The 17607-nt window shown below is 65.2% G+C and carries 17 protein-coding genes and 1 tRNA gene; 7 read left to right on the top strand and 11 right to left on the bottom strand.

The genetic code is table 11. From position 1 onward, the window contains the following. Positions 1-27: 27 nt before the first annotated feature. Entirely contained in the window at positions 28-1398 is a 1371-nt protein-coding gene (locus tag EAO80_RS01405) for an O-antigen ligase family protein (RefSeq protein ID WP_122088160.1), read from the bottom strand. Positions 1399-1814: 416 nt separating this feature from the next. On the opposite strand from EAO80_RS01405, the gene pdhA reads away from it, so the two are divergent. Next, on the top strand, positions 1815-2927 hold the full coding sequence (gene pdhA / locus EAO80_RS01400) for a pyruvate dehydrogenase (acetyl-transferring) E1 component subunit alpha (RefSeq protein WP_122088159.1): 1113 nt from the start codon (positions 1815-1817) through the stop codon (positions 2925-2927). Positions 2928-2948: 21 nt separating this feature from the next. Here the strand turns inward: pdhA and EAO80_RS01395 are convergent, their stop codons facing one another. Beyond that, entirely contained in the window at positions 2949-3446 is a 498-nt protein-coding gene (locus tag EAO80_RS01395; protein WP_122088158.1) for a redoxin domain-containing protein, read from the bottom strand. Between the two features lie 106 nt (positions 3447-3552). On the opposite strand from EAO80_RS01395, the gene EAO80_RS01390 reads away from it, so the two are divergent. After that, positions 3553-4542, top strand: coding sequence for an LLM class flavin-dependent oxidoreductase (locus tag EAO80_RS01390; protein ID WP_122088157.1), 990 nt, complete (start codon positions 3553-3555; stop codon positions 4540-4542). On the opposite strand, the gene EAO80_RS01385 is transcribed toward EAO80_RS01390, so the two are convergent. The 3 genes from EAO80_RS01385 to EAO80_RS01375 form a co-directional block, all read right to left on the bottom strand. Beyond that, a complete protein-coding gene (locus EAO80_RS01385) occupies positions 4539-6665 on the bottom strand; it encodes an acetate--CoA ligase family protein (protein ID WP_122088156.1) in 2127 nt (708 codons plus the stop codon). The genes EAO80_RS01390 and EAO80_RS01385 overlap by 4 nt on opposite strands. Positions 6666-6732: 67 nt before the next feature. Continuing rightward, positions 6733-8196 carry a hypothetical protein gene (locus EAO80_RS01380; protein WP_122088155.1) on the bottom strand — a complete coding sequence of 488 codons (1464 nt, stop codon included), beginning with the start codon at positions 8194-8196 and terminating at the stop codon, positions 6733-6735. 213 nt (positions 8197-8409) lie between these two features. After that, entirely contained in the window at positions 8410-9681 is a 1272-nt protein-coding gene (locus EAO80_RS01375) for an MFS transporter (protein ID WP_122088154.1), read from the bottom strand. Positions 9682-9784: 103 nt separating this feature from the next. Here EAO80_RS01375 and EAO80_RS01370 point away from each other — a divergent pair, with 103 nt between their 5' ends. Together EAO80_RS01370 and EAO80_RS01365 are read left to right on the top strand one after the other, a co-directional pair. Continuing rightward, positions 9785-10294: an OsmC family protein gene (locus EAO80_RS01370; protein ID WP_122088153.1), complete on the top strand. Its 510-nt coding sequence runs from the start codon at positions 9785-9787 to the stop codon at positions 10292-10294. 79 nt (positions 10295-10373) lie between these two features. Next, entirely contained in the window at positions 10374-11834 is a 1461-nt protein-coding gene (locus EAO80_RS01365) for an O-antigen ligase family protein (protein ID WP_245998384.1), read from the top strand. A 236-nt stretch (positions 11835-12070) separates the two neighbouring features. Here EAO80_RS01365 and EAO80_RS01355 read toward each other — a convergent pair whose 3' ends face one another. The 3 genes from EAO80_RS01355 to EAO80_RS01345 form a co-directional block, all read right to left on the bottom strand. Next, entirely contained in the window at positions 12071-12694 is a 624-nt protein-coding gene (locus tag EAO80_RS01355; RefSeq protein ID WP_122088152.1) for a class I SAM-dependent methyltransferase, read from the bottom strand. A gap of 63 nt (positions 12695-12757) precedes the next feature. Continuing rightward, a complete protein-coding gene (locus EAO80_RS01350; RefSeq protein ID WP_122088151.1) occupies positions 12758-12970 on the bottom strand; it encodes a hypothetical protein in 213 nt (70 codons plus the stop codon). A gap of 58 nt (positions 12971-13028) precedes the next feature. After that, positions 13029-13796, bottom strand: coding sequence for a creatininase family protein (locus EAO80_RS01345; RefSeq protein ID WP_122088150.1), 768 nt, complete (start codon positions 13794-13796; stop codon positions 13029-13031). A 95-nt stretch (positions 13797-13891) separates the two neighbouring features. On the opposite strand from EAO80_RS01345, the gene EAO80_RS01340 reads away from it, so the two are divergent. Both EAO80_RS01340 and EAO80_RS01335 read left to right on the top strand, forming a co-directional pair. After that, complete coding sequence (locus tag EAO80_RS01340) at positions 13892-14095, top strand: DUF1328 family protein (protein WP_211330606.1); 204 nt, start codon at positions 13892-13894, stop codon at positions 14093-14095. Between the two features lie 38 nt (positions 14096-14133). Next, positions 14134-14778, top strand: coding sequence for a pyroglutamyl-peptidase I family protein (locus EAO80_RS01335; protein ID WP_122088148.1), 645 nt, complete (start codon positions 14134-14136; stop codon positions 14776-14778). A gap of 209 nt (positions 14779-14987) precedes the next feature. Here EAO80_RS01335 and EAO80_RS01330 read toward each other — a convergent pair. The 3 genes from EAO80_RS01330 to EAO80_RS01320 form a co-directional block, all read right to left on the bottom strand. Continuing rightward, positions 14988-15061, bottom strand: a tRNA-Ile gene (locus EAO80_RS01330). Positions 15062-15109: 48 nt separating this feature from the next. Continuing rightward, positions 15110-15598 (bottom strand): FxsA family protein, encoded by a 489-nt coding sequence (locus EAO80_RS01325; protein ID WP_122088147.1) that lies wholly within the window; start codon positions 15596-15598, stop codon positions 15110-15112. A gap of 51 nt (positions 15599-15649) precedes the next feature. Then, positions 15650-15904: a hypothetical protein gene (locus EAO80_RS01320; RefSeq protein WP_245998383.1), complete on the bottom strand. Its 255-nt coding sequence runs from the start codon at positions 15902-15904 to the stop codon at positions 15650-15652. Positions 15905-15996: 92 nt separating this feature from the next. Here EAO80_RS01320 and EAO80_RS01315 point away from each other — a divergent pair, with 92 nt between their 5' ends. After that, positions 15997-17595 carry a DUF255 domain-containing protein gene (locus tag EAO80_RS01315; RefSeq protein WP_122088145.1) on the top strand — a complete coding sequence of 533 codons (1599 nt, stop codon included), beginning with the start codon at positions 15997-15999 and terminating at the stop codon, positions 17593-17595. Positions 17596-17607 lie beyond the last annotated feature (12 nt).

Below are 17607 nucleotides of genomic sequence, written 5' to 3'. Positions count from 1 at the left end.
GCGGGTTTCCACCGTCGATCCGCCGCGCTACGTCGCCTCCGGTACTACACTGGCGATGACGTAACCGACCACGAGGGCAGCCAGAATCGACCCGGGTCCGTACTGAAAGAGGGTATAGCCCTCGAAGAGCTGGTGGACCGCGAACCCCGCCGCCAGCGCGAACATACCCACGTCCACGCGCTTGAACCGCCACGCGCCGTGAATCAGTGGGCCGATCACGAGCAAACAGTACGCCACCCCGCCGACCAGCCCGATCCGGAGGGCGATCGAGAGATACGAACTGTGGGAACTCTGGCCGCTGAGCCCCTCGGAGAGGAACGGCGCGATCAGCTCGCTGGTGTTCACGACGCCCGCGCCAAGCAGCGTCGGACCCGCCAAGAGTGCCTCGACGCTCGCTCCCCAGAGCGCGAAGCGGTTCGACGGGTCGATCGGAACGACGCCGCGGAACACGCCGAAGCCGACCAGCGGCGCGGCCACCGCAAGCCCCGCAAAGAGGACCGGCACGGCGCGTCGGTCGATGACCACCACGGCGGCATACAGCGCGAGGCCGACGGCGGCCGCAAGGTAGCTCGCCCGACTGTTCGTCAGGTAGAGCCCGACCGCGTTGATCGCGAGAAATACCCCCGGAACGACCATGAAAAGCGACACCGATCCGCTGCGACCATACGTGCGGTGGAGGTCGACGACGCCCCCAAGGACGGCGGGAAAGACGAGCAGGCCGAGGGTGTTCGGGTTCGGGAAGATCGAGCGTAACACCGGCAGTTCGCCGACGAACCACGGCGAGAGGGTGGCGTTGGACCACGGGCTCACGCTGAAGAAGGGGAGGGAATAGGAGCCGACGAACAGGGAAGGCAGACCGACGAGGACGATCACGGCCGAGAGCGCGCCGACGAACCGAAGGAGGAAGTCGGCCTCAACGTATCGGGGCACGACGAACAGACAGACCCCGAGCAGTAAGGTCGCGAAGACCGGAAACGCCGCGAGACCCGACCCCGGCGAGACGTCGAGGCTGTGAAGCAGAAACAGGCCAACCACGACGGCGAACGCCCCCAGGTATGGGAACAGCGAGATGGTGCTCGAAAGCGGAGCCCGACGGTAGCCGACGAGCGCGAGCACTACCAGATAAAAGAGCGCGAGGTCGACGGCCCGGGAGACGAGCGTGAGATCGGTCAGAACGAGAACGAGCGCGAGGGCGGTCGCGCCGACGAGCGCGACGTGCACGACCAGTGACGCGGCGTGGTCGCCGCCGTCGGGGTCAAACAGACTGAAACCGACGACGGCGACGACGAGCGCGATCCCCGCGAGCGTCGACGCTGGGACGAGGAGGTCGGTCACGGCCGCGCGGACGACGACGCCGACGAACAGGACCGCGAAGGCGACGTCGGCGAGGCGAACCATTGAACGCCCTATCGTCCGCGATAGTCGGTATTAAAGGGACGGAAAGGTATCAGTGACGACGGCATTCGACGGGCGTTCGGAACACCCACCGCCGCCTACCCGCTACGGGCGGGGCTCACAGGAATCGGAGAACGGCCGACGAATTCGGTGGATCCGAGGGAGCCGGCGACGTGAACCGGAATCGGATCCGATATCGTAATCAACGAGCGGTACGTGACTGACGGACGGTTGTGTCTTCTGTTCGATATATCTGATCGTTGTTCGATGAGCGGATGATTCGTTCGGATATCGTTCCTACCCCTTTCTTCGGCAGGTACATGATACAGTATAACATACACCATAATAAATCTTACTGATACGTATTGATCCGGTTGGATGGGCGCGTTTTATGCCCAACGTCCCCGAGTACCACGAGTATGGGAGGATCCCTCTTCGACCGGAATCCGGGCGACCGGATCGAGGTGCTCGCGCCGGATGGAAGCGTGCTCGCGCCCGCGCTCGTTCCGGATCTGAGCGACGAGCAGTGGGCGGCGATGTACCGGGACATGCGCTTCTGTCGGCGGTTCGACGAGCGCATGATCAGCCTCCAGCGCCAGGGACGGATGGGGACGTACTCCTCGCTCGCGGGCCAGGAGGGGTCCCAGATCGGCAGCACTTACGCGCTGGCCGACGACGACATGATCGCCTATCAGTACCGCGAACACGGCGCGCTCGTTGCCCGCGGGATGCCCTGGGAGTACCTGCTCTACTGGATGGGCCACGAGGCGGGCAACGCCCGTCTCGCAGACATCGAGGTGTTCCCACTCAACATCACCATCGGCGACCACATTCCCCATGCGGTGGGCTACGCGTGGGCCGCGAAGCTCAACGGCGACGAGCACGTGACCGTCGCGCACTTCGGGGACGGGGCAACCAGCGAGGGCGACTTCCACGAGGCGCTCAACTTCGCGGGCGTCTTCGACACGCCAAACGTCTTCTTCTGTAACAACAACCAGTGGGCGATTTCCGTGCCCCGCAAGCGCCAGACCGCAAGCGAGACGCTCGCGGGGAAAGCCAGCGCCTACGGTTTCGAGGGCGTCCAAGTCGACGGCATGGATCCACTCGCGGTCTACGCCGTGACCCGGGCCGCCCGCGAGAAGGCACTCGATCCCGACGACGGACAACGCCGCTCGACGCTGATCGAGGCGATTCAGTACCGCTACGGGGCGCATACGACGGCCGACGATCCATCGAACTATCGCGACGACGAGGAGGTCGAGGAGTGGAAGGAGCGGGACCCCATCGACCGGTTCGAGGCGTATCTCCGTGACGAGGGGGTTCTCGACGACGAACGGATCGAAGAAGTGGAAGAGGGGATCGAGGAGTCGATTACGGAGCTCGTCGACCGGGCTGAGGGGTACGAGGCCGATCCGAAGTCGATGTTCGAACACGCGTTCGCGGAGCCGACCCCGCGGCTTGCAGAACAACGGGAGTACCTCCAACACTTACGCGAGGAGTACGGCGACGAGGCGTTGCTGGCCGACGAGTAGGCGATCCCGTCGTAGTCCGCGCTATCGCTCGGAAAGCGTTTCGGCGACCTCACGGACCTTCCCGACGAGCGCCTCGAAATCCGTATCCGATTCCGACTCGACCCACCGGTAGACGACCGTTCCCCGCTCGTCGAGGACGAACACCGAACGCTCGGCGACGAACAGCACGTCGTAGAAGTCCTCACGGACGACGCCGTACGCGCGGATCGCCTCGTGCTCGAAGTCGCTCAGTAAGGGGAAGGTAAGTCCCTCCTGTCGGATGAATTCGTTCTGGGCGAATGGAAGGTCGGTGCTGAGCCCGTAAACGCTTGCATCCACCGCCTCGAAGGCGCTCAGCGAATCGCGGAAGGTGCACATCTCCTCGGTACAGCCGCTGGTGAACGCCGCGGGGAAGAAGGCGAGGACGACCGGGCCTTCGCCCACGTGTTCCGAGAGGGAGAACTCCCCGACGTCGTTGTACGCCTCGCCGCGGGCGATCGGGACCGTGAAATCGGGCGCCGGCTCGCCTTCCTCGATCATGGTAGTCTATCCGCGAGTCGGCTCTTAGGAGTGGCGGTGACGGCGGGGATCCCGTCGTTCCGGCCGCCGTCAGAACGCTTAAGCGACGGGCGCGACATCCCGTGGCATGAAATTCGGCGTGTACGTCAACCCACAGACGGCCGAGCACGAGACGGGTCCGGAGCTTCGGGAGGGAATACTCCGGATCGCGCGGACCGCAGAGGAGGCCGGTTTCGATCAGGTGATGGCGGGCCAGCACTACCTCTCGGATTTCACGCAGTTACAGCTCCTGCCCTTTCTCGGTCGGCTCACCGGCGAAGTCGGAGACATGGAGATCGCAACCGGGATCGTCCTCCTGCCGTTCTATCACCCCGTCGAGATCGCAGAGCAGGTGGCGACGATCGACGCGCTCCACGACGGTCCGACGGCCTTCGGCGTCGGTGCAGGCTACCGCGACGCCGAGTTCGAGGCCTTCGGGATCGCGAAATCCGAACGCGTTCCCCGCCTAATCGAGGGGCTACAGCTCACTCGGCGACTGCTGACCGAGGAACGTGTCACCCACGATGGCGAGTTCTACTCGGTCACCGAGGCCACGATTCCGATTCAGCCCGAGAATTCCATCCCTGTCTGGCTGGCGGCGAACGCCGATCGGGCCGTCGAGCGGTCCGCCCGCATCGCGGACGCGTGGCTGGTCAACCCCCACGCGACCGTCGGGGAGATCAAAGAGCAGAAGGCGCGGTGTTACGATCCGATTCGCGAGGATCGCGGGGAGAACACGAAGCTACCGGTGATCCGCGAGGCGTTCGTCGCGCCGACCCACGAGGAGGCCGTCGAAATCGCCCGCGAGCATCTCGAGGAGAAGTACCAGCGCTACGTCTCGTGGGGACAGGACGAGGCGATGGAGGACACCGAAGACCTCCACCGCCCGTTCGAGGAGCTCGCCGAGGACCGGTTCGTGCTGGGAACTCCCGCAGAAGTCTGTGCGGAGCTCGAACGCTACGAGGAGGAGCTCGATGCGAGCCATGTCGTCGTGCGCTCACACTGGCCCGGCCTCCCGTACGAGCGGGCCTGCGAGTCGCTCGAACTGATGGGAGAGGAGGTGCTTCCGAACGTTTAGGGTCCGGTCCGAGCGAGGATATCGACGATCGAGACGCCTGCTTCCTCGGGGTGAACGAGCACGGGGTTCAGGTCGAGTTCGTCGATCCGCGGCTCACGCGCGCCGACCGCGAGGTCGCCGACCCGGGCGACGAGCTCCGTGAGCGCGTCGATATCGCCCGGCGAGCGGCCGCGATAGCCGCTCAGAAGATCACCGAGCGGGGTATCAGCGATTGCCTGGCGGACCTCAGCGGGCTCGACCGGCGGGAGCAGCGTCACGCCCGCGTCGGGACCGAACAGTTCGACCAGTTCGCCGCCCGGTGCAATGGTGAGAATCGGACCGAAGCTCTCGTCGGTCGAGATACCCACCAGAACCTCCGTGGACGAGTCGAGGTCGGTCTGCTCCTGAACCAGAACACCTTCGATGTCGGCTGCGTCGGGCAGGTACTCCCGGGCGTTCTCTACGACCCGCTCGTACTGCTCGGCCGCGTCCTCGGGATCGACGCCGACGGCGACCGCGCCCGCGTCGGTGCGGTGGGGGAGGTCTCGGGAGTCGACCTTCAGGACGACCGGCCCGCCCAACGCCGCCGCGTGCTCGGTCGCCCGTTCGGGGCTCGTCGCGAGCCGAGTCTCTGCGGGGTCGACGCCTCCTGCCGCCAGCAGTCGTTCCCCCTCCTCCCACGTCAAGACGCTCTCGACCGGAAGCGACGGCGTCTCGATCGTTGGGACCTCGGTCAGCGACCGCGTGGGTTCCCGGTCGGTTCGCTCGCCGAACCGGACCAGCGAGGAAAGCGCGTCGAGACATCGGCCGGGGTCGTAGTACAGCGGCGTCTCCCGGCGCACCCGCTCGTAGGGCAGCGGCGGCTCGCTTCCATCGCTTTCCTTCCGCCCGGTCCAGAGGAAGAGAACAGGATCGTCGGCCATCTCTCGCACTTCGAGCATCGCGTCGGCGATCCCCTCGGCGCGCTCGCCGACCGCCGGAAGTCCGACCGCGAACACGTAGGCGTCGAACGCGTCGTCGGCGAGCAGTACTTCTGCGATCTCGGGAAGAACGTCCGCGCCATACCCTCTGATGTCGGCGGGATTGTGCATCTCGCCGAAGGTCAGCAGGTCCTCCATGTCCAACAGCGCTTGCTCGGTTTCGCCCTCCAATGGGGGCAACGAGAGGTCGCGTTCGGCGGCCATATCGGCAAGCAGGCTCGCAAGGCCGCCGCTGGTCGAGGCGAGACAGACGTTCTCGCTCTCCGGGGCGTCGAAGGCGGTGTGGACCCGGGATCTGCCGAGCAGGTCGGGGATGTCGGGGACGCGCTCGATCCCCGCACGCTCGAAGGCGGCGTCCCACGCGGCGGCGTCGCCCGACACCGAGCCCGTATGCGAGAGCGAGGCCTGCTCGGCGACGGCCGAGCGCCCGACCTTCGTCGCGAGGACCGGGGTTCCGTCCCGCACCGCCTCAGTCGCGACGTCGACGAACCGCCGGGGATCGTCGATCCCCTCGATGTACGCACAGATCGCCTCGCAACGCTCGGAATCGGCCAGGAAATCGACGTAGTCGGCCATCGAGAGGGCGGCTTCGTTGCCGGTGGCGACGACGTAGGCGAAGTCGATGTCCTCGTCGGCGGCCCGCTCGTAGAACGTGGTGAAGGCGAGCGCGCCCGACTGACTCACCAGTCCGATCGAGCCTTTGCCGGGTTTGCGCGAACAGGTCGAGGTGATCACCGTCTCGTCGTGAGTGTTCGCCAGCCCGATGGTGTTGGGCCCGCAGATCGCCATCTCGTACTCCTCGGCCAGATCACTCAACCGCCCTTCGAGAGCCGCACCCTCGTCGTCGGCCTCGCCGAACCCCGCGGTGATGACCAGCGCGCTCGGGACACCCATCTCGCCGGCGTCCTCGACGACCCCGAGGACGTACTCGCGGGGGACGCTCACGACGACGAGATCGACCGTCGCCGGCACGTCGGTGATCGAATCGTGACACGGCTGACCCCACGCCTCGTCGCGGCCCGGGTTCACGTAGTAGGTGTCGCCGTCGTAGCCGTACGCGTCGAGGTTCTCGATCAGGTTCGAGGCGTACCACGAGTCGGGGCTCGCGCCGACGACCGCGATCGAATCGGGTGCGAGCAGCGCTGCCATGTGCTCGGTGTTCATACTCGACCGTCCGAACCCGCCCACATAACTCCTGTCTCCGGTCGCGCACTCGTCGTGCGCCAGGTGGTTACTCCAGCCACGCGATGAACGGCTCGCCGGTCGCGGCCCGCCGGATGTACTCCCGCTGGGCGGCCTCGATTGCGCTGTGGAGCCCCTTTCCTTCGAGGTGGGCACGAACCCGCTCACGTTTCCACATCGCCGGGGTCGTACGTTCCTGCCAGCGTCGTTCCGCCGGCGCGAGCAGCGTCTCGATCCGCTGTGCGTCGAGCCCACGGGATCGAAGCCCTGCGCGAGCGAGGTCGAACAGTTCGCCGTAGAGCGTCGCGGGGTCGGTCGTCCGATCGCCGTCGCGCGCGATCCAGACCAATCGGGCGTCGAGACCGTCCTCGACCGCCGCGTAGAACGATTCGCGCGCGTCGATCCACGGCAGTTCCGAGAGCGGGTGGTCACTCGAAACGATCCCGTGGAGCAGTCCGACCACGAGCGCCTGAAACGCGATCACGTCGGCGGCGGTCGGCTGGGCCGACAGCGGCCGGTACTCGATCCGGAGCCCGTCGGGACCGAAGATCGGACGCACCCACCGCCAGTAGGTGCCCTGTTTGTGGATCAGCTCCCAGAAGTCGGCTCCGAACCCCTCACCCGAGTCGAACCACTCGCTGAGACACGGAACACACGTGCGATCAGCGACGAGGTTGTCGAGGACGTCACCCGGCCCCTCGACGTCGCGGGGAAAACGGACCTTGCCGGGTTCGCGGACGTTCATCGACTCGAAGACGGGAACGCGCAGTTCGACCGGTCCCTCGAGAACGGTCTCGGGATCAGCCTCGTAGAGTTCGGGCGGGAGAAACGGCGAGTTCGCCGCCAGCGCCACTAGCGGTCCGGCGGTCCGAAGGGCCGCGTTGTAGTACCGGGCGAACTGTGTGGTCGGAACCTGCAGGTGGACCTGCATCGAGGCCGCAAGCGACTCGACCAGGATCGTCGGAAAGGTACGTCGACAGCCCGGCACCAAGAGCGAGACGGGTCCGAAAGCGGTGATGTCGGCATCAAGCGCATAGTAGCGCGGGGCCGGTGACACGTGCGTCGGCAGAGAGACTCCCCCTTCGACTCGAGTGTCACCCAAATACGAGGAGACACCCGTCGGCGGGCCGATCGTCCACATCCCGTCGGTGACGAACCCGAGGTCGAACTCGGCGAGCGCGTGTCGGAGACCGAACAACCGTTCCTCAAGCATGCTCGCCTGCGCATCGATTCCCGCCGCGTCGAACGAGGTCGGCGGGGTGTTCAGCTCCGCATTATGGCGACCGAGTTCCCGCTCGCAGATCGATCCGAACACCGGTTCGGGCATGGAAGCGAGGCGGCCCCGACCGTCGACGGCGTAGCCTTCGAGTTCGAGTCCGACGGCGTACCCCGGGTCGAACTCGTCGTCAGCGAACGCGGCCCGAAGCGCCTCGGCCTGTCGTTCGACTCGTCGATCGAACTCAGTGCGGGTCGCCCCCTCCCCCGTTCGACGGACGAACTCCGTCGACTCCATACAGTCCCTTTCGATGCGCACGACTATGACCTTTAGTAGCGAATGGCGTTTGAAATCGTCGTGGTCCGACATGGAAAGGTACCGACAGCGGTTTCGGAGCCGCACGAACGACCTTCACTGCGACGAGGGCAGAGCGAAGATAATAGGGCGTCCGCGCGTTCGCCTGCGAGCATCGCGTCACTTTGCGGTTCTCAGTCCACGGCCTCGCAAGCGCTATCGCTCGCGGACGAACAGCCACAGCGAGCAGCAAAAGGCGATCGCGACCGCCCCGGCGATGATGGCGAAGGCGACCCGGTAGCCGAACTCGGTGTAGACGACCGTCCCACCGACGGCGTCGCCGGTGCGGTAAGCATCAAGGGCGACCCCCATCGCCGTCGGAAAGACCGTCGCGCCGACGAACCCGGCGGTGTTGACCGTCGCGGTGGCCACGCCGCTGGCCTCGGGCGGGTAGCGCTCCTTGACGGCCGACAGAGCGAGCACTGCGGACCCGACCAGAAAGCCACAGCAGAAGTAGATCCCGGCGACGACCGGAAGCGGAGGCCTGCCCGTGACGGGCACGATCCCGAGGGCGAGCGCGAATAGCGCGAGACCGACACACATGGGTGGGAGTCGCCGTTCGATCCTGTCCGAAATCCAGCCGATTGCAGGTGGGCCGATCAGCATCCCGACGGATCCGAGCAGGGTGTAGTACGATGCGGTCGTCACGTCGAGGCCGTAGACGACCACGAGATACGGCACACCCCATAGCCCGATCAGCGTCAGGATCGTCCCCATACCCGCGAAGAAGACGGTCGAGAGCAGCCACTGGTCGAGGTCGCCTGCGAGCGTCCACAAGTGAGATTTCGTCCGCGAAAGCGAGACCACGGGCTGTTCGGGGACGTCCTCGATCGGTTCGAGCCCGGCGGCGCCGGGCGAGCTCCGCGCGAGAGCATACACCGCGACCGCGGCGAGAAAGCCGACGGCCGCAAGCCCGAGGAACGTCCTCCGCCAGCCCAAGCGCTCGGCGGCGACCGCGAGCGGCGTCGTCGCGAGGATCGCCCCGAGGCCGGCGACACCTGCGGTCAGGCCCGTCATCGTTCCGAACTCCTCACGGCGGAACCAGTTCGCACAGAACCGGAGGGTCGAGACGAAGATGACGCCGCCCCCGAGCCCGATCAATGCTCGGGCGAGGAGCGCGACAGGGTAGCTCCCGGCGAGCGCGAACCCGATCGCGCCGAGACTCAGGAGAACGGCCCCGCCCGAGCCGACGTGGCGAGGCCCGACCCGGTCGGCGAGCACGCCCGTCGGAATCTGGACGACGGCGTACACGAGGAAAAACGAGGCGTGAAGCGTCCCCAACCGGGCGGCCGAGACGGCGAAATCAGTCGTCAGCCGCTCGGAAAGGACCGCCGTCGAGAGCCGGTGAACGTTGACCAGCAGGAAGACGGTCGCCAGCGCTCCCCACGCGAGCCATCGCCGCTTCGTGGGGTAGGAAAGCGCGTTCACGACCGGTCGATCAACGAGTCGGACCCTAAACGTTCGCAAGGAGGTGACGGCCGCCGGTTCCGCGACGACTAGACGTAAGTAGCACCGGGATATATCGAAGTATATGGGAGAGAATACCTTGCAAGAGGAGCAGGCACCGCTGAAAGAGCAGTACGAGAAGGATCCCGATGCGGCGCGAATCACGCTGTCGGCCAGTGGCGAGGAGCAGTCGGACGTCCGGTCGTGTGACGTCGATATCGGACGGGCCGTCTACGAGGCCGAACTCCACGAAGGGGCGGCAGGGCCGGGAACCGGCGCGTGTTCGGGCGACCTGTTGCTGGGGGCGCTCGCGGCGTGTGCCCAGCTCACCGCCCAGGCGGTCGCCGACGCGTTCGGGCTCGACGCGGCGATCGGGACCGAGGTGAGCGGAGATCTCGACCTGCGCGGGACCATGGGAATCGACGAGGACGTCCCGGTCGGCTTCGAGGAGATCCGCCTCGATATCGTCGTCGACGGCGACGTCGAGGCCGACACCGCAGCGGCGCTCCAGCGGTCCACCGAGAAGTACTGCGTGGTGTACCAGACCCTCGCGAACACGCCAAACCTGGAGACGAACTGGACGTTCGACGGGTAAGGTCGGCGACCCGTGTCGGTGATTACCTATTTGATCCTCCACAACCAACACCTACCAACTCCTATCCCGACATCGTCCCATGGATCGCCTCACAGACCTCCTGTTTGCGGCAACGTTCCTCCTCGCGGTACTCGCGAGCACGACCGAGCAGTTCCGGTCGGTCCATCTCGTTCTCATGTATCTCTTCCTCGTGGCGATCGCGTTCAACCAGTACGACGCGCGACGACACGGAGGGATCTCGCCGCTGTTTTCCCTGCAGGTCGCACTCACGTTCGCACTCGGAACCGTCCTGCTCGTGCTGGTCGTCGGCGGCCTCGGGTTCCGTCGGATCGAGCTTCTGGCCGTCCTGTTTCTCCTGTTCGTGTTTACCCTCGTCCGGGACGATCTCGGACGGTTTCTCCCCGTTGCCGCCCCGTATCTCGGGGTCGCCGTTGTCGTGACCGGGATCTTCTTCTCTCACGCCCAGGAGTTCGGTTCGGCCACCGGGCTCGGTCTCTTTCCGGTCTTCGCCGGTATCCTCCTCGCGTTCAACTGCTTCGTTCTCCCGCGGTACGTCTCGGCCGACGCGGTCTACTGGACGGTCGCGGGCGTCGCGGCCGGCGCGACGCTGCTTGCGCTCCCGGCGATCGTCTACGGCGATTTCAGCCTCTGGATCTTCGAGATTCGAACCTGGAGCGCCACCGTTTCGTTCGGCGGGTTCGGCGAGGTCCCGGTGCTTCGCTCGGTGTTCGCGAACCCGAACACGTTCGGGCTGCTCGCCTTCGCCGGTGTCTTCGCGAGCGCCGTCGCGTTCCACCGGACGATCAGCCGCTCGGACTATCCGCTGCTCGCCGCCGCTCCACTCGGATGGCTGGCGATCACCGCGGCGGGTCTCTACCTCTCGAACAGCCGCGCGAGCATGCTCGCGGCCGCCGTCGCGGTCGTGGTCTACGCTCTCGTCGCGACAGACAGGCGGCTTCTGCCGATCGCGGTCGTCGGGATCGCCGTCAGTGTCCCCGTCTTTCTCGTGTTGATCTACCACTCCGTCCTCCCGATCGACCCCGCGAACCGATTTACGCTCTGGCAAGCTGGAATCGAGGCGACCCGGTACGACTCGGGGCTGTTCGGCCAGGGGATCATCGGCACGGGGACCGCGATCGAGCCGTACACCGACGTCGGGGGCAGCGTCCACAACTCCTATCTCTCGATTTTCATCCGTACCGGACTGATCGGCGGGCTGGCGTACTGTCTGCTCGTTCTCGGGCCGCTCGTCCACGGCACGCTCGATTACCGGCGTGTGGACGCCGGGATGTTCGCGCTCGCGACGGGGTTTGCGATCCATCAGTTCTTCGAGGGCTACACCCTCTTTCAGCTCGGGCACGGCTCGATCCTCGCCGCGCTCGCCGTCGGCTACGTGATCACGAGCCTCGCAGGCGAGATCCGATCGACCCCGAGTGACGCCGACAGCGCGGTCGGCCGGAGTGAGGGACTCTCCTCTCTGGGGTTCGAGTACGGGACCGAAGCGCGGTACGGAACCGAACACCGCAACGACCGGCCCTGAGTTACCGTCGACCGGTCGACACAGATCCGTTCCCGATTGGATCGAATGTGGAAAGCGGCGGTCGTCCCGAACGCCGGCAGTTAAGACACGGACGGAACAGGAGCGGCTCGCCACAGGTGCGACAATGGCCTTCGGGGTGTGTGGTCATGGCTATCAGTCGTATCAATAGTTCCCGATATATTTATATCTTTTATATATTGATATATAAACATAAATTTGATATGTAAAGATTGACCTCAGATCGACGGCTCGGACGAGGCGTCCGCCGGGCGGAACGTGCGGAACGTGTCCCGATCGAGCGATTCGGAATCGACGTGATCGAACCCTAGAGCGCCGAAAACAGCCCGCCAGTCGCGGTAGTACAGCGGGAACTCGTCTTTGACGTAGTTGACCGACTCCTCGTCGTTGCCCTCGTTTTCGACCGTCACGAGGAGGTCGTCCGCGACTCTTGCGATGTCGGCGAAGACCCACTCGTTGTCGGTGTGGATATGCTGGAGCGTCTCGACCGAGAAGACGACGTCGAAGCTGCCGTCCTCAAACTCTGGAAGAACCGACTCGATCGCGTCGACATGGAAGGTGCCCTCGGCGGCCAGATCGGGGTAGTTCTCGGCCATCACGTCGAGAGCCTCGTCGTTGATCTCGATCCCCGAGAGGTCCCGGTAGCCGTGCTCATAGAGGTGGGCGAGATGACGACCAGAACTACAGCCCAGTTCAAGCACCGACGGCTCCGGATCCGAAAGCGAATCGAGCGCCCGTCGGATGCGGTCGCTCGTCCCGTCGGGGCCGTAGTAGGCGTAGTAGTCCGGGGAGTACTCCCCCGATCGCTCCGCCCATTGGCGGTGGACCTCGTTCGTGTTCACACCGCCCGTAGGGGGCAGCCACGTAAAGCCGCGGCGACTGCACCGCTATCGGCGTGACGCACGTCAGTCGAGAACCGTCTCGGCGACGGTGGCATGAGACCACCGGGCTGCCTCGGCTCCCAGATCCAGAACGGTGACGACGACGTCACCGTCGCATGAAGCGGTAGCGGTGTACGACATCAGGTCATCGTTGATCCGTACCCGAAAGTCGTACCCCCGGTGGGAGAACTCCCGCGAGTGAGTGTAGCCGGTCGACGTGTTCTCTCCCACATTCATATCAAATTAGAATACAGTTTATCAATATATAAGTTTTGTTACTATTATAATGAACGGCTCAGACGTGCGGTTTTTCGACGAGATCCTCGAAGGGCTGCTCGTTGAGCCACTGACAGAGCTCTACGAGCTGTTCGGTGGCGGCCTCGAACAGGCGTTGGCCCTTCTCGGCGGTCGCGTCGCGCTGGTCGCCAAACACCCCGTTCTCGGAGTTATCGATGCAGTCGTAGAAGACCCGTGCGCCGTTCTGATGGGAGCCATCGGTCGGGAACCGGGCTCCGCCCTCGTAGGCCTCCTCCAGACGGTCCTCACGGACCAGCTCGCCGGCGAGGTGCTGAATCATCGCCGTCTCCTTGGGACCGCCGTGGGGGCCGTTCTGTTCGAAGAGGTCGGAGACGAGGGTCGGAATGCTCTCGTCCCACATCCACTCGATCGCATAGGCTTCCTCGCGGTCGTGAAGCCGCCGTCCGACCTCCCGAAGGTGGGCGACGTTACCGCCGTGGGCGTTGACGAAGACGACCCGGTCGATCCCGTGATAAGTGAGGTTCGAAACGAGGTTTTCCACGTAATCGCGAAAGACGGGCGCATCGACCCACATCGTCCCGTGGAACTGGCGGTGATGCGGGCTCACGCCGATGTTGATCGTCGGCGTACAGAGAAAGCCCGATCGGGTGGCTGCGGTCCGGGCGAGCGACTCGGCGATAATGTGGTCGGTTCCTTCGGGGAGATGCGGGCCGTGCTGTTCGGTCGAGCCGAGAGGGACGAGTGCGAGCGATTCCGTCTCGAAGTAGCTCCCGAGGTCGGGCCACGTCTGGGCGGCGAGTTCCATACGAAGCCTTTCGGCGAGAGGGTCTTGAACTGCGTGCTCCGGGCCACCGTCGAAGCGGGCACCACCTATATGAATGCGGGCGGAGAAAGACGGACATGGTTCAACTCAGTACTATGATGGACGTCCTCGCGCCGATGCAGTTCTCGGGCGAGTTCCTCCAGTACGCGATCGTTTTCTTCGTCCTCGCGATCATCGCTGCCGCCGTTGGCGCACGCGGCGTCGCGGGGATCTCGATGGAGATCGCGCGTATCTTCATCATCATCTTCATCATCCTCGCGATTGTCTCGTTGTTGCTCTGATCGCAAGCACCATCACCCCCTGATCCGTCCCGGGGAGCATGACGGTGCTTCTGACCGGTTACGAACCCTTCGCCGAGCACGAAACCAACCCTAGCGAGCGCCTCGCAACCCACTTCAACGGGGAGACGGTCGACGGAGAAGACGTGGTCGGACGCGTCCTGCCCGTCGAGTTCGCGCGTGTCGAGAACGAACTCCTCGATGCGATCGACGAGGTGCGTCCCGATAGAGTGCTTTCGGCGGGGCTCGCCGCCGGTCGGAGCGCGATCAGTGTCGAACGCGTCGCGATCAACGTCGCCGACGCCGGCGCGACCTCCGACAACGCAGGATCGACGCCACACGACGAGCGGATCGTCCCCGAGGGACCCGACGCGTACTTCGCGAACGTCCCGGTCGTCGACTGTGTCGAGACCCTCCTCGAAGCGGGGATCCCCGCCCGGGTATCGAACACCGCCGGAACGCACTGTTGTAATCGCGCGCTCTACACCGTCCGCCACCACACCAACCTCCCGGCGGGGTTCGTCCACCTTCCATACACACCCGCGGAGGCGGCGAGGAACGGGACGACTGGTTCCGCCACGAGCGGCGGGTCGGTACCGGCAAGTATGTCGTTTGACGATCAGAGACGGGCGATGGAGTCGCTTATCCCGTGCTGTCGAGACGGTGCACCTGCTCGCTCGGAATGAACACAACTACTAGACGCGAAGTCGGACGCTGTTGGTGAACGAAACCACGAAAGATTGGGTGGCTGGGGAGGCATGATCCCGGATTTCCCCTCGGCCGTCGGCCGGTGGGATCGGGATGGGCCGACACGGATTTGAACCACGGTCGCAGACGAACTGCTCCCTGATTCAAATCCGTGCGGCGTAACCGCCCTGTCGAGTGACAGAGACAGTGGGCCGACACGGATTTGAACCGCGGACCTCCCGGTTATCAGCCGAGCGCTCAACCTGACTGAGCTATCGGCCCGAACGCACCTGTACGTATTCCGGTGTGCTGTTTAAGGGTTTCTCTTTCCTACGATCCCTCGCCCTCGTGGACGTCGTAACTGTCCGAGCCGATGTCGACGGTGTCGTCGTCCTCGGCGTCGGGAAAACCGTTCGTGTAGACGGCCCCGCTGACGAACCCGCCCGTTTTTTTCTCGAGATAGGGGCGGACCACGTATCGCTTTACGAGCCCCCGCAGGGCGTAGCGGCTCGGCGGCAGCACGAACAGGAAACCGATGGCGTCCGTGACGAGTCCGGGCGTGAGCAACAGTGCGCCCGCCGCGATCAGAAAGCCGCCGTCGAGCAACTCGTCGGTCGGCGCCCGGCCCTCGGAGAGTGCCCGCTGGAAGCGCCGGACGGTGTGTCGGCCCTCCGCGCGGACGAACAGCGTTCCCAACAGCGCCGTCAGCACGACGAGCAGCACCGTCACTGGCCACGAGAGCCAATCGGCGACCACGATCAGGAAGATCGCGTCGACGAGGGGGACGATCAGCAACACCGCCAGCAGGCGCTTCCACATACGTCCCTCTACCGGGCGCGCGCCCAAAACGCTTTACATTGTTCTGAGCACTCAGGCGCTCGCCGAGCAGGCCGTCTCCAGTTCCGTCGCGATCATGACGTTCGCGAACGCCCACGCTTCGCGGCACCACGCGTCCGAAATTTTCGGGGTGTGTGCCAGCGTCCGCCCGCTTTTGCCGTTCTCAACGGCGAAAGAAGCGGTTCGACCGTCGGGGTCCGCGACGGTGATCGACGAGAGCGTTCCGTCCCGTCGAGTGACGCTGTAGATATGCATATATCCCTTGCAAGAGCCTGCGCGCGTACGCACATCAATATATCGATTTGTCGATTGAAAACGATGTTTACCCCACCGGACCGGTGATCGGAGGGCCTTAACGCGTGCCGCCGCTACCGGAGCGTATGAACGATTCGGCCGGTTCGATCGACTGGTTTTCGTGGGAAGAGGGGCTCGCGAGCGCCCGCGAGCGGGACGTACCGGCCCTACTCTTCCTCTCGGCGACGTGGTGTGTGGAGTGTACCGAGATGGAGGAGACGACCTTCGAGAACCCCCAGATCCGGGCCAACCTCGCGGAGTTCGTCCCGATCAAGGTCGACGTCGACCGCAGACCGCGCGTTCGTGACCGGTACAACATGGGCGGGTTCCCCTCGATTGTCTTCTGTACCCCCGACGGGAAGATCCTCACCGGTGCGACCGCGCTCGGCGTCGAGGGACTCCGGAGCGTCCTCGAACGCGTTCGGGAGGTCTGGACGGACCGGGAGGATCCGGGCCGGATTCCGCGCTCGCTCCGCGAGACCGACCCGCCGACGGGAGCTCTCGATACGGGGATCGAGGGCCAGTTCGCCGGGCAACTCGAAGCGAGTTTCGACGAGCAGTACGGCGGCTGGGGGGAGGCTCCCAAGTTCCCCCTGCCCCGAACGATCGAGTTCGCGCTGAAACGCGACCGCCAGTCCGCGCGCCGGAGCCTCGACGCGATCCGGACCCATCTCTACGACGATTACGAGGGGGGCTTTTTCAGGTACGCCGCGAACCGCGACTGGAGCGACATCGCCCACGAGAAGCTCGCCGACGAGAACGCGGCGCTGTGCAGGGCCTTCGCGAACGCCTATCTCGCGACCGGCGAGGAAGAGTACAGGGAGACCGCCGGCCGCACTGTCGAATACCTGACAACGACGCTCTGGACCGGCGAAGCCGTCGCCGCGAGCCAGGCACCGGGTCCCGATGATTCGTACGGCGCGCCCGAAGACCGGACCGATCCCCCGGTCGATACGACCGTGTACGCCGGCCCGAACGCGCTCGCAGTCGACGCGCTGTTGACGTACTACGCGTACACCGATGACGCGGAGGCGAAACGGTTCTCGGAGCGAGTTCTCTCGACTCTCGACGAACTGATCGACGGGGGCTGCGTCGCCCACTGTGCCGACGGCGATCACACCGTCCTGAGCGATCAGGCTCGTGTCCTCCAGGCGCTGACGACGGCCCGGGAAGTACTGGGCGACGAGAATGCATTGGCAAGGGCCCGGGCGGTCGCCGACCACACGATCGGGGAACTCCAAGTCGAAGACGGCCGGTTCCAGGACGGACAAAGCGAGGGGGCTGGACTGCTCTCCCATCCGCTCTACCCGCTCGACGCCACCGCCGAACTCGCCGACGGCCTGCTCGATCTCGCGATCCTCACGGGGGAAGACCGATATCGTACGGTCGCCCGCGAGGCGCTCGCGGCGTACGCGGGTGCGAGCGATCGATTGGGCCCGGAACTCGCCGCCTATGGGACGGCCGTCTCGCGACTGGTCGACGGCCCGCTCGTGATTCGGGTGGGTGAACCGGCCGGTTCGGACCTTCATCGGGCTGCCCTGCGGATCGCCGACCACGAGGCCGTGATCGTCCCCGACGTCGACCACAAGGGGGCCCTCGCGAGCGTCAACGGGAGACAAGCGGAGCCGGCGAGCAGTCCCGCCGAACTCGAACGCGCGGTATCGGAGCTCTTCGCGGCCGAGTAGCAATAACAACGG

The organism is Halalkalicoccus subterraneus, from assembly GCF_003697815.1.
In the GTDB taxonomy this organism is placed as follows: domain Archaea; phylum Halobacteriota; class Halobacteria; order Halobacteriales; family Halalkalicoccaceae; genus Halalkalicoccus; species Halalkalicoccus subterraneus.
Note: the sequence above shows the minus strand (reverse complement) of the source record. Positions and strands in the feature narration are given on the sequence as shown.